18 protein-coding genes and 1 other RNA gene are annotated in these 15367 nt (G+C 45.4%); 10 read left to right on the top strand and 9 right to left on the bottom strand.

All coding sequences use genetic code 11. The features are described 5' to 3' along the window. From dolP to HG547_RS15415, 4 genes are all read right to left on the bottom strand, one after another. Window positions 1-567 carry a division/outer membrane stress-associated lipid-binding lipoprotein gene (gene dolP, locus HG547_RS15430; RefSeq protein ID WP_037424203.1) on the bottom strand — a complete coding sequence of 189 codons (567 nt, stop codon included), beginning with the start codon at window positions 565-567 and terminating at the stop codon, window positions 1-3. Then, a complete protein-coding gene (locus HG547_RS15425) occupies window positions 564-1157 on the bottom strand; it encodes a phosphoheptose isomerase (RefSeq protein ID WP_011070670.1) in 594 nt (197 codons plus the stop codon). The genes dolP and HG547_RS15425 overlap by 4 nt, the downstream gene beginning before the upstream one ends. 106 nt (window positions 1158-1263) lie before the next feature. Beyond that, window positions 1264-1590, bottom strand: coding sequence for a YraN family protein (locus tag HG547_RS15420; protein WP_169548310.1), 327 nt, complete (start codon window positions 1588-1590; stop codon window positions 1264-1266). Then, a complete protein-coding gene (locus tag HG547_RS15415) occupies window positions 1587-3473 on the bottom strand; it encodes a penicillin-binding protein activator (RefSeq protein ID WP_169548309.1) in 1887 nt (628 codons plus the stop codon). The genes HG547_RS15420 and HG547_RS15415 overlap by 4 nt, the downstream gene beginning before the upstream one ends. Before the next feature lie 88 nt (window positions 3474-3561). Between HG547_RS15415 and rsmI the strand changes: the two genes are divergently transcribed. The 3 genes from rsmI to HG547_RS15400 all read left to right on the top strand — a co-directional run bounded on the left by rsmI (window position 3562) and on the right by HG547_RS15400 (window position 6288). Further along, complete coding sequence (gene rsmI, locus HG547_RS15410; RefSeq protein WP_169548308.1) at window positions 3562-4407, top strand: 16S rRNA (cytidine(1402)-2'-O)-methyltransferase; 846 nt, start codon at window positions 3562-3564, stop codon at window positions 4405-4407. Between the two features lie 64 nt (window positions 4408-4471). Next, window positions 4472-4825, top strand: an RNA gene (gene rnpB / locus HG547_RS15405) — RNase P RNA component class A. A 38-nt stretch (window positions 4826-4863) separates the two neighbouring features. Beyond that, window positions 4864-6288, top strand: coding sequence for a tyrosine-type recombinase/integrase (locus tag HG547_RS15400; protein ID WP_348981364.1), 1425 nt, complete (start codon window positions 4864-4866; stop codon window positions 6286-6288). A 288-nt stretch (window positions 6289-6576) separates the two neighbouring features. Here HG547_RS15400 and HG547_RS15395 read toward each other — a convergent pair whose 3' ends face one another. Beyond that, window positions 6577-7503, bottom strand: a complete 927-nt coding sequence (locus HG547_RS15395) for a hypothetical protein (protein ID WP_169548306.1) — start codon at window positions 7501-7503, stop codon at window positions 6577-6579. Window positions 7504-7651: 148 nt separating this feature from the next. Between HG547_RS15395 and HG547_RS15390 the strand changes: the two genes are divergently transcribed. From HG547_RS15390 to HG547_RS15360, 7 genes are all read left to right on the top strand, one after another. Then, entirely contained in the window at window positions 7652-8338 is a 687-nt protein-coding gene (locus tag HG547_RS15390; RefSeq protein ID WP_169548305.1) for a recombinase family protein, read from the top strand. Between the two features lie 182 nt (window positions 8339-8520). Beyond that, window positions 8521-8838 (top strand): hypothetical protein, encoded by a 318-nt coding sequence (locus HG547_RS15385; RefSeq protein ID WP_169548304.1) that lies wholly within the window; start codon window positions 8521-8523, stop codon window positions 8836-8838. Beyond that, window positions 8828-9163, top strand: coding sequence for a hypothetical protein (locus HG547_RS15380; protein WP_169548303.1), 336 nt, complete (start codon window positions 8828-8830; stop codon window positions 9161-9163). The genes HG547_RS15385 and HG547_RS15380 overlap by 11 nt, the downstream gene beginning before the upstream one ends. Before the next feature lies 1 nt (window position 9164). After that, entirely contained in the window at window positions 9165-9344 is a 180-nt protein-coding gene (locus HG547_RS15375) for a hypothetical protein (RefSeq protein WP_169548302.1), read from the top strand. After that, window positions 9337-9858: a helix-turn-helix domain containing protein gene (locus HG547_RS15370; protein WP_169548301.1), complete on the top strand. Its 522-nt coding sequence runs from the start codon at window positions 9337-9339 to the stop codon at window positions 9856-9858. Before HG547_RS15375 ends, HG547_RS15370 begins: the two co-directional genes overlap by 8 nt. Window positions 9859-9936: 78 nt before the next feature. Continuing rightward, complete coding sequence (locus HG547_RS15365) at window positions 9937-11040, top strand: hypothetical protein (protein WP_169548300.1); 1104 nt, start codon at window positions 9937-9939, stop codon at window positions 11038-11040. Between the two features lie 957 nt (window positions 11041-11997). Continuing rightward, a complete protein-coding gene (locus HG547_RS15360; RefSeq protein WP_169548299.1) occupies window positions 11998-12510 on the top strand; it encodes a DUF1993 domain-containing protein in 513 nt (170 codons plus the stop codon). Window positions 12511-12548: 38 nt separating this feature from the next. Here the strand turns inward: HG547_RS15360 and HG547_RS15355 are convergent, their stop codons facing one another. The 4 genes from HG547_RS15355 to HG547_RS15340 are packed head-to-tail and all read right to left on the bottom strand — an operon-like array spanning window position 12549 to window position 15352. Continuing rightward, the gene (locus HG547_RS15355; RefSeq protein WP_169548298.1) at window positions 12549-13865 is read right to left on the bottom strand and encodes a sensor histidine kinase; all 1317 of its coding nucleotides are present in this window, start codon (window positions 13863-13865) and stop codon (window positions 12549-12551) included. Window positions 13866-13867: 2 nt separating this feature from the next. Then, window positions 13868-14530 carry a response regulator transcription factor gene (locus tag HG547_RS15350; protein WP_037423056.1) on the bottom strand — a complete coding sequence of 221 codons (663 nt, stop codon included), beginning with the start codon at window positions 14528-14530 and terminating at the stop codon, window positions 13868-13870. Further along, on the bottom strand, window positions 14530-14796 hold the full coding sequence (locus HG547_RS15345; protein ID WP_037423059.1) for a PepSY domain-containing protein: 267 nt from the start codon (window positions 14794-14796) through the stop codon (window positions 14530-14532). Before HG547_RS15345 ends, HG547_RS15350 begins: the two co-directional genes overlap by 1 nt. Beyond that, window positions 14789-15352, bottom strand: a complete 564-nt coding sequence (locus HG547_RS15340) for a diacylglycerol kinase (RefSeq protein WP_169548297.1) — start codon at window positions 15350-15352, stop codon at window positions 14789-14791. The genes HG547_RS15345 and HG547_RS15340 overlap by 8 nt, the downstream gene beginning before the upstream one ends. Window positions 15353-15367 lie beyond the last annotated feature (15 nt).

Genomic DNA, 15367 nt, shown 5'->3' with positions numbered 1-15367 from the left:
TTATTCGATATATTCGAAAACCTTAACGACTTTGCGTACACCAGCAGTATGACGGGCAATGTCAACAGCAAGCTCTGCCTGTGAGCGGTGGATCAGCCCTAGCAGGAAGACTTCACCATTTTCAGTGATCACTTTAATTCGGGTCACATCCAATTCTTTCTCGTTGAGCATACGTCCCTTCACTTTGGTTGTTACCCAAGTGTCGTTACTGCGAGTCGTGAAAGACGTTGGATTACCGATGCGGATCTGATTGTGGATTTTACCGCCCAGCTTAAGGTCTTGTACGACCTTAACCGCTTTATCTCGCAGCATCGAGTTGGGGGCTTGGCCTATCATCAGCACATTACCGTTTACCGATACACCCGTGATATTGGTTTGTTTCTTAAGATCTTCATGCTCTAGTAGCGCACTGGTGATCTTAAAATCAGTATTAGTATCATCGAGCTGCGTTTTTACCGAACGCTCATCGTTGGCCATCATGGCGCCGCTGACTGCGCCCACCATAACGGCACCGGCGCAACCTTGCAGTAGCATGCAAACCATTAACAGTGGGGCAGCATATCTCATTGCTGTTCGTCCTGTGGGAAGAGTGTGCGGTCGATATTGTCACACAGGCAATGGATCACCAGTAAGTGAACTTCTTGAATACGTGCCGTCACGTTCGAAGGAACGCGAATTTCGACGTCACCCACGCTGAGTAATCCTGCCATCGCGCCGCCGTCTTTACCAGTTAAGGCTACGATAGTCATATCGCGACTCAGTGCCGCTTCCATCGCTTTAATCACGTTACCAGAGTTACCGCTGGTGGAAATGGCTAACAGGATGTCGCCAGGCTGACCTAAGGCTAAGATTTGCTTTGAGAAAATCTCATCGTAGCTGTAATCGTTAGCAATTGCCGTGATAGTCGATGTGTCCGTCGACAGGGCAATGGCTGGCAGTGGTGGACGTTCAATCTCATAGCGGTTTAATAGCTCGGCCGAGAAGTGCTGAGCATCACCGGCACTACCACCGTTACCGCAGGCAAGAATTTTATTGCCACCCAAAAGACATTGCACCATCATCTCTGCCGCTTTGGCGATGGATTCTGGCAGTGCTTCGGCTGCATCGATTTTAGTCTGGATAGATTCAGTAAAGCTGTCTTTAATGCGTTCTAACATGGATACATCCTTTCAGGATAAAGTGTGGCTATGATGCCATATTTCCACGGTGGAGTTGAGGCATAAGCGTTAAAAATTATTCGATTAGCTGAGTCGAGAGCCTCGTTTAAAAGGCATCGACCAGCCATTGGATCTGCGTATCTTCGATGGCGACAACGTCGAATCGGCAGGGTACATCCAATTTATGGCTCTGTAAATAATGACTGGCCGCCATGCGGATCCTGCCGATTTGTGCTTTGCTAAGTGCTTGTATTGCGCCGCCAAATTGATTTGCTGAGCGATATTTTACTTCAACAAATACCCAGTGGTGTTTATGGCGCATGACGAGGTCTATTTCACCAAAGGGATAGCGGACATTGCGCTCGACAAAGGTTAAACCCTGCTGTTCGAGGTAACCTTGAGCGAGCGACTCTGCCTGCTGTCCGAGTGTCATAGTTGACGGAAACTGCCTCTTTGATAGCGTCCCCAGCTTAATTGGCGGTTTATCACGCCGTCTGGATTGACGGATAACACGCCGCTACGTCCATTGAACTGGTAACCTGTGAATGAGCGCATTTGTGCCAGTTTGCTGATCAAATCCATCGCATCATAACCCATCACAAATAAGCGTTTTTGGCCGTTGTTCCAGCCGGGCCATAAGGTATTAACCATCAGGTTTTCTTCGCCATTTTGCATCAACCAAGGTGCGTCACTGAGAGTGAGGTTATTTAAATCCTGCGCAGTTTGGCTCGATTCATTATCGATACGGCTACGGCTCGAGGTGTACAACGGCACGGGCTGAGTAAAGACGCTAAAGGTGACATCGATAAAGGCCTTGAGCAGGGTTAACTCCTGCGGCGTCGAGATCATATAAATCGCATCTATATCTTGGCGCGAGCGAAAATCGGCCTGTACTGAATTGCCCAGTAGTTCCTTGATGCGCGCAATACGGGCTTGGCTATCGCGAACGCCGAGCGCATCTTGCACCGTGGTTTTCATCTTATCGCCACTGTCGTAGTAATAGACTTCGATGGGCGTATCGCTTTTCTTTTTCCAGGCTTGAATAAAGCTCTCGGCCATACGTTTGCCGATAGCATCGTTGCTGGCGAGTAGCAGTGGCATAGTTACTCCATCTTGATACATGCGTATTGCTGCATCGGCTGCTTCTTGTGCTGGTGATAATGCAAAGTAAAACTTATTAGCATCAGCGACAAACTTGTCTGTTTGATTTAAAAACAGTTGCGGGATCGGCGCGCTTGCCGCAACAGGCGCTGCTGGCGTGCCAGTGGCAGGGGTGTTAGTTGCCGCAGTACCAGTGTTTAATGCCAATAATTGATCGATTTCATTTGGCAGTAGCGGGCCAATAATAAACTCAGCACCTGCATTTACCGCTTGCTGATAGGCGGCTACTGCGTCATTGGCGGTATCGTAAAAATTCACTGAGACTTGCTCATTCGGTTTGGCTAAATAACTGGCCAAAATACCTTGGCGAATCGCATTGGCGGCACTGGCGCGCTGGCCTGTGAGCGGTAAGAGTACAGCGATATTTTTTGGAGTATAAGGTTTGGCGTTTAACGCTTGATCTAAATCCGCGGGCAACTTCGCCGCCGCAGGATGATAAGGGTTTTGTTTTTGCCAGTCGCCTAAATAACGGACCAGTTGGTTGGGATCGACCGCATAATGCTTAGCGATATACGCCAGTTGTAACCAACCTGCAAAAACAGGGCTTTTGGCATCTTTGGTGAATGCGAGCAAGGTTTGCTCGTGCATCGGTTGCAACACTTGCCAGATCTGATTATTGACTTCATTCGCCTCGGCGGGAGGTAAATAGGTGGTCAATAAACTTAATTCGCGCACCTGTTCGATAGGCTGTTTATTCTGTTGGAATAAATGTGCTCTTAATTGATGATACGCTGCCATTTGCCAGCCGGGTAATACCCAAGTGCTTGGGTAAGTTAGCGTTTTCAGAGCATCAAGCGGCGTCGATGTATGCTCCAGCACCCGCGCAGTCAGGTACTTATGCTCAGCCACTAGCGTCGGGACCTGAGTCAGGCTTGGCAGCATCGACTTGAGCAGCTTTTGCGCCGCCGCATAGTCGTTCGCATTGATATGCGCATGCGCCGCCAGCAGCAGGTAAGTATCACGTTGCTGAGGATCTTTGCTATTAGCGGCCTGTGCTAAATACACATTTGGCGCCAATGGAGCAGAGGCTAATGAGGTGGCCACGGTGGGCGCTGTACTGGTAGAGCTGCTGGGCGCTTGACTGCCGCAACCCGCCAATACTGCGGATAAAATGGCCACGGAAACTAACTTAGTTGTATTCAGGCTTTTTAACACTGGGCTTCACTCTGGTAAGATGCTGCCTCTAGTTTAACCTTCTCTTGCGCTTGACGAAAGTCTTGGCACTGTCATTACAGAGGTATATATGGACCAAAGCGTCGCACTCTACATCGTTCCCACTCCTATTGGTAATTTGGGGGACATGAGCCCACGTGCTATTGACGTGCTCAGCCAGGTTGCATTAATTGCCTGTGAAGACACCCGCCATAGCGGCAAGTTATTGAGTCATTTTGGCATTTCAACTAAAACCATCGCACTGCACGACCATAATGAGCGTGCTCGCGCCCAGTGGATTGTGGATCAGCTAGCCGCAGGGCAGTCGATTGCGCTAATTTCCGATGCGGGCACGCCGCTGATATCAGACCCCGGCTATCACTTGGTCTCCCATGTGCGCCAATCTGGGTTTAAGGTGATCCCCCTGCCTGGCCCCTGTGCGGCGATTACGGCGTTAAGTGCCTCAGGTTTGCCGTCGGATCGTTTTTCCTTTGAAGGCTTTTTACCCTCGAAAGAAAAAGCTCGCGCCGATAAGTTGCTTGAACTTAAGGAAGATCCGCGCACGCTGATTTTTTATGAATCTCCCCACCGTATCGAACATAGCCTAACGACTATGGTTGAAGTGTTAGGCGGTGAGCGGCAGGTGGTGATGGCGCGTGAAGTGACTAAAACCTTCGAGACCTTCCTCAGCGGCCCAGTGGCTGAGGTATTGGCTACCGTCAGCAGCGATCTTAACCAGCAAAAAGGCGAGATAGTGCTGATGGTGCACGGTCACCGTGCGGCCGAGGATGATGAAGCTATCCCAACCGTTGCCATCAACACACTCAAGTTACTCTGTGAAGAATTGCCGCTTAAAAAAGCCGCCGCCATTGCCGCGCAAATTCACGGTCTTAAAAAGAATGCCCTGTATAAGTTCGGCTTAGCGTCTGATTTATAAGCGCTGACACTAGGTACTTGGATTAACTGTGGTACATACAGGAGGCTTAGGCTATAATCCGCGCCGAGTTGGCCAGACAGTCGCCGCGTTCGCAAGAACGGGGAGGAAAGTCCGGGCTTCAAAGAGCGGGGTGCCAGGTAACGCCTGGGCGGTGTGAACCGACGACAAGTGCAACAGAGAGTAGACCGCCATCATAGCCTCGGCTAAGGTGGTAAGGGTGAAAGGGTGCGGTAAGAGCGCACCGTGCGGCTAGCAATAGTCCGTAGCAAGGTAAACTCCACCCGAAGCAAGACCAAATAGGGTTCCGTATGGCGTGGCTCGCGTTGGAACCGGGTAGGTCGCTTGAGCCTGTGAGCGATTGCAGGCCTAGATGAATGACTGTCCACGACAGGACCCGGCTTATCGGCCAGCTCAACCTTCTTGTAAACAGAGGCCTCGCAGCTATGCGAGGCCTTTGTGCTACAAGATGTGCTACAAACTGAGACACGAAAAATTCCCCATACCTATCTACGGAATGGGATCTATTACTTGCGGTATCGAGTACCGAGAGTAGTCCAAGATATGACCGGATTACCTGCCGTCTTAAGGCAGAGTTTAAATACAAGATCGCCAGATGTTGCTTTGGAATTCACTAGGATAGTTGTATCTAAAATTTGTGAATTAAAAGGTGTTGTAATGGCTCGAAATCTTGAAACCTCTCTGAAAATGCATTTCTCCATGATAAAAACAATCTACGGTGATGTAGTAATTCATGATGAAAATGACGCTGTGGAGGCTAGAAAAGTCCGCACTTTTATGGTGGAGAATGATGATATAATTGTTAAAAATCATTCTGTTATACCGAATACTCAAGCCAGCCCTCCTAATGTTGATGTGTCATTGTCTGAAGCAATTCGCCAGTACATGTCTTGGCGTGGAAATCGCAGAAATAAAGATGGTTCATTGGGGTTAACTGCTTCTGCCAAAAACGCTCGAATGCGGAACTTTGACCTTTTACTCCTGATACTTGGTGATATCAGTATTCATGAGGTTACGAAATTTAAACTTCGTGATTTATTAGACTGTATTTCGAATATGCCGAGACGTAACAAGAGCCCTTACTGCGGCAGGACTCTCGAAGAAGCGGTCGAGGCTGCAAGAGAAAGAAGTGTTTCTGAAGACGAGTTGGTTGCATCTAAGCAAGCTAAAGAAGCATTAAAAGATTATCAGTCATTGTTCTCACGATATCTGACAGATGAAATGGGGTGGTTGAAGGTAGCACCTACGACAGGGGTTCGTGTCGAGTTTGAATCACTTTCATACGCTTCATTTTCTCATACTCAAATTAGTCAGGTGGTCGATTACTGGAAATCACAGCCGTGTTCTGACTACAAATGGATTATGTTGCTTGGAATATATACCGGAGCTAGGCGAGGAGATCTTTTCAATCTAAAGATTTCATCCGTTCGTTATGATAAGAGCTGTGACAGATTCTTCTTGTTCATTGAAAAGGGAAAGAATGAAAATGCTGAACGTATGATTCCATTGCATAAGTCACTGTTTGAGCAAGGTTTTGTACGGTTCTATAAGGCTAAGAAGTCTTCTTTGGATATAGAGGAAAAGCTTTTTGGAGATGTGAAAGTTGATAATTACATTACCTCAAAGTTTAGGCTTAGTTTGGATGCGATTGGCATACCCAAAACAACGCCGAAAAAGAGGCGTTATTCATTCCACAGTTTGAGACATACGGTAGTGACCAAAGCCAGAAGTCAGGACATCAGTCTCGCTAAGATACAAACTGTTATTGGTCATGAACTTTCAGAAGGCGGCACTACTGATATTTATACAAATGAGTTTGAGCTAAACGATTTGCTCTGCGTAATTGATTGCTTAGATTGGTGATGAAATCAAGCTAATCTAATTCTATCAGCGAAGAGGCTACCAAGTACGCTAGGTAGCCTTTTTGTTTTATAGGGATTTGAATGAACTGATGCTGGTGGAGTGCTCAGTGTAATTATAGTTGCCGAAAAGGGTGGTTTAAGAGGGAGTTGAACCCTCTCTAAGTTTTCTAAGAAGCTGATTTACATTTGTTTTTATCAGCGTGAATAGAGAGTCGTTACACCGTAATATATATTTTTAAGTACTGTTGTATAGCAGTAATTAACTGTCTAGATTCCAAATAAACACTTTCTAATCCGTCATAAAGATTTTGAGCATCATTCCGGGTTCGAGAGTCTTAATTTCTTGCATTGTTTTAACATCGAAAATAATTAGATCACGTGCTTTTGTCGCTTGGTACTGACTTGGAGTGTCGAAAATAGGGTTTCTTTCACAAAATGTTTTCCACTCTGATAATGTATCATTTCTTAAGTTAGGGTCAGTCCCTTCTGTCTTGATTGTGTAGTTATGTTTAGCTGCCGTAGAAAAAAATTTTTCAGTTAACTCAGTTAACTCATTTGCAGGACTGTGAATTACATAATCAGCTTTCGGGTTAAAATCCTGATACATTGTGATTAAAAATTCCATTTTAATAAAAAGGCAATTTAGTGTGGATAAAATATCAATAAATTCAGGCATATCCTCACTTCTTAAGTTATTCGTTAAATTTTTTAAATCATCCAAATGCTTTGTGAGCATTTTGTAACTATGCGCAGCCAAACCGAAGTTTTCTTGGGAGGGGATAAATAATTTTTTAAACCCTACATAAAACCAGCCTTCAGATCGTTCAATTAAATGAATCAACTTATGAATGACTGGTTCCCATTTGCGTCTCTCATCTAGTTCTTTGTCTTCCATTGCTTTCTTTACTGGTTCAAAGTTGTCAACATTTGAACTTTTCTTATCTAAATGTCGTAGTGCTAAGTCCCAAGTTAAGCCAATAAAAATTAGAACAAAACCAACCCAAACGCTGGTAGATGCTGGGGGAGTGGATGCTTTACTTATGTGGTCAAGAAAATGGCTATATACAAAATTGGCAATAATATCCTGCCACCAGCCGGGCCCTATCAAGATCGTTACACCAGCAAAAATTAAGACACCAGAGTATGGCCTAGGCTTCACTTTCTTATACTGCTCAATTAGCCATTCTATATTCTCTTTAGCCTTTACTTCTTGCATGTTATTCAATCCTTTAACCTAAAAATGGCTTAAATACACTACACCAGTTCATTGTTTTTAACATATAAAATTGAAAATCTGAATATTCACCATGTATACTTCAATGAATACATTTGGTATAACGTAGGAATGCGGCTTTCAGAGCCAAATGAATACACCTAAATGTAATGACTTGAGACACCACATGCTGAATACACCTAATCTTACCATTCGTGCCTACCTTCGAGCTTCAACCAAAGATCAAGACAGCTTACGCGCCAAACCTGAGTTAATCGCCTTTGCTAAAGCTCACCACGTAAAGATTACGACCTTTTATCAAGAAAACGTATCAGGAAATGACCCTGACCGCCCAGAGCTAAATAGGCTGATTGAGGAGGCATCCGAGGGGGACATTCTGCTCATTGAGAAGATGGATCGCTTGAGCCGTTTACCTTGGGAAACTTGGCAGAGTTTAAAGAGCAAGATTGCGAGCAAAGGGATCATCATTGTGATAGCCGACCAACCTCAAACACATTCAGCACTAACAGCAAACGATGTGAATTCCGGTTTCATTCAAAAGGCTCTCACTAACTTTATGATTGACCTCGCTGCGGGTATGGCTCGGGATGATTACGAAGCGAGAAGGGTTAGACAAGCCCAAGGCATTGCCAAAGCTAAAGCAGAAGGGAAAACATGGGGAGGCCAAAACAAGGATGAAAAGCTTCACCAAGCGATTAACACTCACCTGCAAACCATGAGTATTCGTAAAACTGCTGAGATGCTCGGGTGTTCAGTTTCAACAGTCCAAAGGGTAAAAAAGCAAAACTCGATCAAATTAGAAGCGATCGAACTATAAGAGCAAAATATTTTGCTGGCACTAACCCGCTGATAAAGATCTATTTTTCTACATATCCACTGATTATGCACAGCTTACAAACAGTTGATGTAGCTATGTGATGTAGCTACATTTCTTCATTGTGTGTATAATGCAGGTGTCTGAATCATAAAGATTTATCCTTATAGAGAGTAAAAAAATTTATGAGAAATAACATATCTAAAACGCTAGATATCTTAATTCTGGATCTCCAAGAGCAAGGTTTAGAATTAAGCTATTTAAATCAACTTTCAGAGTACGAGATTTATCGACTAGCTAATAAATACAAGCAGAATGAACCCCAAAAAATCTCATTCGAGGAGCAAGAACTAATCAATCAACAGTCCAAGCAAAAAGAAGCGCAGAGGAAACAGAGACAGTTAGAGCAGGAGGTCAAGGAAACCTCTAAATATCAACACTTAGGTGGTTTATACCGAATCAGCGCTTCTTTAGCTAAACAAGGACTTAATAATGTTAGATAGAATCCACTTTTGTTCAGATCTCGTTTCTACAGCCATTAACGCCATTGAGACGAATGACCAAACCTCGGCACTTGCAAACCTTAATGCACTCAAGAATGTCATCAACGGCCTAAAGTTTGGTGATCAAGTCACAGCGAAAGCAATCAAGCAGGTCGCAAAGAACACTGGCCTTGATGATATTAAAGCGTTGGAAGCCTTGGTGCTCACTGGTTGCACTACTTTTGGGCGTGGTCACGGCCTACAACAATCCACATTGGCAGACTTCTTACTTCGTGAAGCTAATATTGCTAAAAACGTAACCTTGCCGATCTTGGGGGTGAAGTAATATGAGCATCAACACAAGCCACCCTATTCGTATACGTAAAGAGCTGAATGAAATCATCATTGGGCTTGCTGAGCACTCCGATATGGAGTATCGGGATTTGGTTGCGTATCTGATAGCTGAAGGCTTAAACACTCTAAGATTACGGGCAAACCTGAACGAAGTAGGAGAAGTTATTGGCTAAGACTCCGCCCCATATCGAAGGCGAAGTTTTAGCGATGATTGCGGCAGGTTACTCACTTGCCGCTGTATCAAGCCAGTTCGGCCTTTCGTATCACACCGTCAGAGGCATTCAGAAGCGAGCAGGTATCAAATCCGGTGAAATTAAGAAGCAAGTTATCCTCAAATATCAAAATGCCCTGAAAGACTCCCTAGCTAGTGATTTCATAAGAGATAAGGCATCTGCCCTGCTTATGGATGATCTAGCTTTGTCGTCAAAGCTACGCAGTAAATTACATGTGCTTTTGGATGAACTACCGGACTCACCAAGGGACACCAAAGAGGCGGTACTTATTGCACGTTCCCTGTCAGCAATAGCCACCAGCTTAAAGCTTTCAAACGACACGCTAAGAGCAAGCTTTAAGTTAGGTGAAGAACCTGAGGTCAACGAAGATCTACCGGAGTTGATAGTTAGAGAAATGCTAGAGGTTGAAATTCTCGATGTAAAAGGGAAATTCACTACCGTAGAAGCTTCCTAATGCAGCCTTATCTGATGCCTCTCTCTCGAGAGGCAATTTTTTATTAGAACATCACTGAGTTTATAAGAACAAACCGCTATGAAATCTAACTTCGAAACCAATCACTCTAGCCTAGAAAGTGTGGAATTTTTGTCCGAGAAAAATGGTAATGAAAATACGATTTTGGATTTCGAAAATTTAACTTCGGAAAATACCCGTATCCCAGCTGTGTTGCGGGCTATAGAGTATGCAAAAGCAGCTGGAATGGACGATAGTCCAGTAGGTAGTAATATCCATTACTATAACTTACTAGATAGAGAGCAAGAGACAACTGAGCTAGAAGAACAAGAATTAGATGATTGCTTAATACAGGATGAGGCTGAAGAGTTAGAAACTCCGAAAGCAGAAGTCAAAGGTAAGGGATCACATCTCAATAGCTATCACTACAAGCCCCTAGTTAGCATCGATAGAAAAGAGAAAAAAAGAGCACGAGAAACAAAGCTCTGTCTTACCAATAGTGGCGAGATTAGATTTTTCTCCAGAGAACTAGAAAACGCATTCTTGGCGATGAAAGACCTCATTATTAAGCGAATCGTTACAGGTCGCTTAGTGTTAGCCACGGTATACTTTTCTCACAAAGCCAAGGCTAAGAATCTTTCAGCTCATGCTTACGGTAAGAAGTTAAGAGAAAGAGGTTGGGGATTGCCAACCATAATTGTTTTAGAACACGGGAAAGCCTCTAAAAAGCTCTCACACGCCCATATCATCACAATCAGTGAGGAGTCTGCCTCAAATCGATTTCCTGCGCTGAGAGAGCTTCTCAAGAAGGATGCTAACCATTATGACAGTGCTATTAAGATTCAAGATAGCTACATAACAAAGTTTCGGTATACAGATTTAACCGCTCTAGAGGAAGAACAAAGTGGGAATGTGATTCCTCCAATCGAGGAGCACAATTCTGAATATTGGATGAATACGTGGCGTCCTGAAGGCTCCAATTATATCCATAGAAGATTGCCTATAGACGTCGGCATTGCAGATTACTTGTCAAAGCAACTTACCGATGAGAACGATAACCAACGACTTAATTTCATTAACTTCGGAACTATGATTAGCGACAAAAAGAGAGAGCTAGTGAAGTTATCTAGAGAGTTCAGAAAGAAATATAAGACCCCACCAGCTTCTAAGGCCTCAAAGTCCTAGAAAAAACGCGTTTCCCTAAAGCCACCCGTTTCATTGTTTTTGGGGTATTTTTTGAAAATTCACCCCAAAAGCACACCAGCTAAATACTCGTTTGCAAAATTCTGACTATCCGGTAGTCTGGTTTTAGTGTGCTACATTTTGTGTCTCAAACTGAGACACAAAAGATTGTAAAGCGCCTTTAACCCTTACCATTACTGAACAGATTCCGCTGCGAGGAGTCGGCTTATCGGCCAACTCAACCTCTTTAAAGTAAAAGGCCTCGCAGCGATGCGAGGCCTTTTATTTTTCAGGCAATACGATTAATCGATGCATAAAGAAGATTGATAGTTAAGCTTCTGGATAAATGCTAAGAAATTGTTTTTATGTTATTTTCTGCGTTGGCTGTAAATAGTTATACCTTACGGCATTTCATTTTTGATAAGACTGAATAAACGTGAATTTTCATTTGAAATGAATCAAAAATAACACCTTAACTGGTGTTATGCATTTTAGTCTAGCAATCGAGAGAGGAAAAACGGATGGATTATGGCCCGAGATACTCGATTTTTCTGGGGATCAATAAAGGCCGTCTGTATCTAGGGCATGTTGACGTTTCAGGGTTGTTTTTGCGGCAATTTGGCTGGCTTTTATGCAAGGAAAAGTCCGTGCAGTGTAGTTATTCTACATAAACGGACGATAACGCAGCAGAAACGTCAGCCAAATGCTGCCCGAAGGGTTCGTCTGGCAAGCCCTTGCTCTTACTTTCTGTCATAAGAGCCGCTCGTCATTTGAGTAGAATAACTACACATCATTCCTCGTTTCGCGAGCACGAGCTTGCCAGAACGAACAAAATTTAATCTCGAAACGTCAACACGCCCTAGCAAAGCTGAAATTTTAACTCTGTTGAAATCATCCTTTTTGCCCCAATATAGTCTCTAGTGCTGCAATCTGGTGGCGTTTATCACAGGAGTTTATGTCATGCTTTATGATTTAACGGCTGTTCAATTTAGCAAGATGCTGAAAAACTTGAGTCTTATTCTGGAAAAGGGTGAGATTTTTGCCAACTTGAAGAAGGTGGATATGGCGGTATTATTGAATTCCCGCTTAGCACCCGATCAATTTAATCTGATCCGTCAGATCCAGATTGCCTGTGATACCGCCAAGATTGGGGTCGCGCGTCTCACGGGGAATTTAGATACCGTACCTAAGCATGATGATACTGAAACGACTCTGCCAGAGCTGCAAGCACGTATTGCTTCTGTTGTCGAGTACTTAGCTCAATTTACTGAGGCAGATTTTGCCGATGCGGCGACTATCCATGTTTCTCAACCGCGTTGGGAAGGTAAGTATTTGACGGGGTATGAGTTTGCGATTGAGCATGCCATCCCGAACTTATATTTCCATGTGACGACGGCCTATGCGATTCTGCGCCACAACGGTGTGGATGTGGGTAAGAAAGATTATCTTGGCCCTATGCCTTACAAGTCGTAAAGCCCATCGCACAGCAGAGCATTAGCTTTGCTGTGCGCTTAATGCGGCAGAGGCAATATCACGCTAACCTTTAGCCCACCAAGTGCTGAATGCGTAAAGCTAAGTTCCCCCTGATAACTCTCGACAATATCTTTGCAAATCGACAGGCCTAAGCCATGGCCTTGAATGCTCTCATCGAGCCGAATCCCTCGCTCCGTAATCACAGCTAAATCGCTATCCGATACACCTTCGCCATCGTCGCTGACCTCAATCAGATACGCCGGCATGCTGGCATGAGTCTGCTCAATACAAAGCTGTATCCGTTGATGCGCATGTTTACAGGCGTTGTCGAGCAGATTGCCAAGCAGTTCCAGCAAGTCGTCCCGGTCGAAGGGCATGACCAGTGTTTTATCAAACTGACTATCAATTTGACGCTCAGGATAGATGCGTTGCATCACTTGGATAAGTGGCGGCAGATCGTCATTGAGCACGGTGAAACGCCCCGGAGTGGAGAGCCCGACGATTTTAGTGCGCTTAAGCTCTCGCTCAATAATATGGTGCAGATCCGCGAGCACCTTGCTGCCTTCGCGTCTTTGCTCTGGCGCTAGGCTATCGAGGTAGGATTGTAGCCCTTGCAGAGGGCGTTTCATTTCGTGGGCAAGATTACCCAAGGCATTGCGTGAGCGTTGTACCCTTTGCCCCAGTTGATTCATGAGGCGTTCGATTTCCTCAATCAAAGGGCTAATTTCTGTTGGCGTGTGCTGGGTATCGATTTCTTGTCCCTGGAGTCGCAGTTGCCTGATGGCATCTGGCATTTGCTCTAGCGGTTTAAAGCCCCGCTTGAGCAACAGATGTTGGGCAAATAGCAGGATCATAATGGTCAGCAGTACCACTACCGCCGCAAAGCCTAGAAAGCGTAATTGGGTTTGCTCGAGCGAGCTAATGTCTTCCGTTACCCAGAGGGTGATGGTTTGCCCATTTTTGACGATTGTCTGACTGAACATCAGCCAGTGTTCTTGGCCAACGTATTGAGTGGCCTGTTGTTGTTCCCCAACGTTAAGATTGGGGAGTGAAACGGCATGATCAAACAGCGAGCGCGAGCGTAATAGCTGCTCACCGATGTTAATCGCAAAGTAATGACCTGAGTTGACCCTGTGATACACATTGGGGAGCCTGTCGGCACTCAGTGACCAAGTGCCATCGGCTTGCGGTTCGAGGGCGGAGATCAGACTATCGGCATCGTGTTGTAGGCGCGAGGCGACAAAGTCTTGGGTCAAGATTTGAATGCCTTGAAATAGCAAATACAACAATAGCGCCATGGCGCAGGTGAGGGTGATAAGCAGATTACGGGTGAGATAGGCTTTGAGTGAATACACGCTTAGGCATCCTTGAGTCGATAACCTTGGCCGCGCCGCGTTTCGATATAATCTTTGCCTAAGCGTTGGCGGAGTCGGTTGACGTACACTTCAATTACATTGCTGTCTTTGATTTGTTCCTCTTCGTAAATGCGCTCGCTCAGCTCGGATTTGGACACAATCTTAGTCGGGTTGGCCATTAAATAATGCAACAGGCGATACTCAATCTTAGTAAGCTCGATAACTTCCCCTTCGGCATTGGTCACTGCTTGTTTATCCACATCGAGGGAGACGCCAGCATGTTGCAGCAGGTTGTCGGCGCGGCCAAAGTGTCGGCGGATCAGCGCTTCTAATCTGGCGAGCAGCTCCTCAACATGGAAAGGTTTACCGAGATAATCGTCGGCGCCGGCCTTAAGGCCATCGACGCGTTCGTGCCAAGCATCGCGTGCCGTAAGAATTAACACAGGCATCAGCAGACCCTTTTGGCGCCATTGGCTCAGTACGCTTAAGCCCGGCTTACCGGGCAAGCCTAAATCGAGGATCACCGCTTCGAAGGCTTCTTCCTCACCGAGAAAGGCGCCATCGATGCCGTTATTGGCATGTTCAACGGTATAGCCCGCCTTGTTAAGGGCGGGAATGAGGCGAGCTACTAAGTCGGCATCATCTTCAATCAAGAGTAAGCGCATTAGTCGACCTTTTCCTTAAGCCATTCACCCGTTTTGGCATCGATCTTAATCTCATAGACAATGCCATCGTCGCGCAGGATTTCGAGTTCATAGATGATGCGGCCGTGTTTTTGCTCGACTTCAAGGTCGAGCAAACGTCCCTTTAACCGTGATTCATAGCGTTGCATGATGGTGTCGAAGGGTAATACTTTACCCTCCTTCACCCATTCGACCACTTTGTTAGAGAGGTCGTCATCATGGGCTAGACAGCTTGGGCTGTTAATCATCCCAGCGGCCAAAGCCAGGAATATTAACGGTATCTTCATCGAATATGCCCTTCTCTGCGAGGTTGTGGCAATTGCTACATTGGCTGAATGAGCCGACTTTGGGGTTATCTTGCACCATGCGTCTTGGGATCTCATCGTGCTTACGGATAAAAAATGCCTGCTCGGTAATTTTTTGTGGCCCCATAGCAGCAATTAAAGGTTTGCTATTTTTCATCACCTTACCATTTTGCGCGGCATGTTGAACGAGATATTGCTCAATTCTCGCCGTTGCTTCAGGCGTCAGGCTGGCATCATCACCAAAGTGATTGTTTAGGTTGTTGGTAATTGCCTGCCACTTGTCTGCGGGCAGTAAATTTGCGGGATACGCCATATGGCAGCTGCCACATTCTGCCGAGTATTCTGCATTTTGTGGGATGGCTTGATTCAGCTCGCGACCATCGTCGGCATAACCCGTGCTGGTAAAGGTTAAGCTGAGCCCTACGACGCCTATCGCCAGGGCGAGGGCAGTAAGTGTGGAACCGGCAATCCAGCTTAGGGGATGGGCTTGTTTAGTCATGGTATTTCCTTACGT

The organism is Shewanella sp. DNRA4 (assembly GCF_012843185.1).
GTDB classification, from domain to species: domain Bacteria; phylum Pseudomonadota; class Gammaproteobacteria; order Enterobacterales; family Shewanellaceae; genus Shewanella; species Shewanella xiamenensis.
This window is presented reverse-complemented; position numbering and strand designations above follow the sequence as displayed.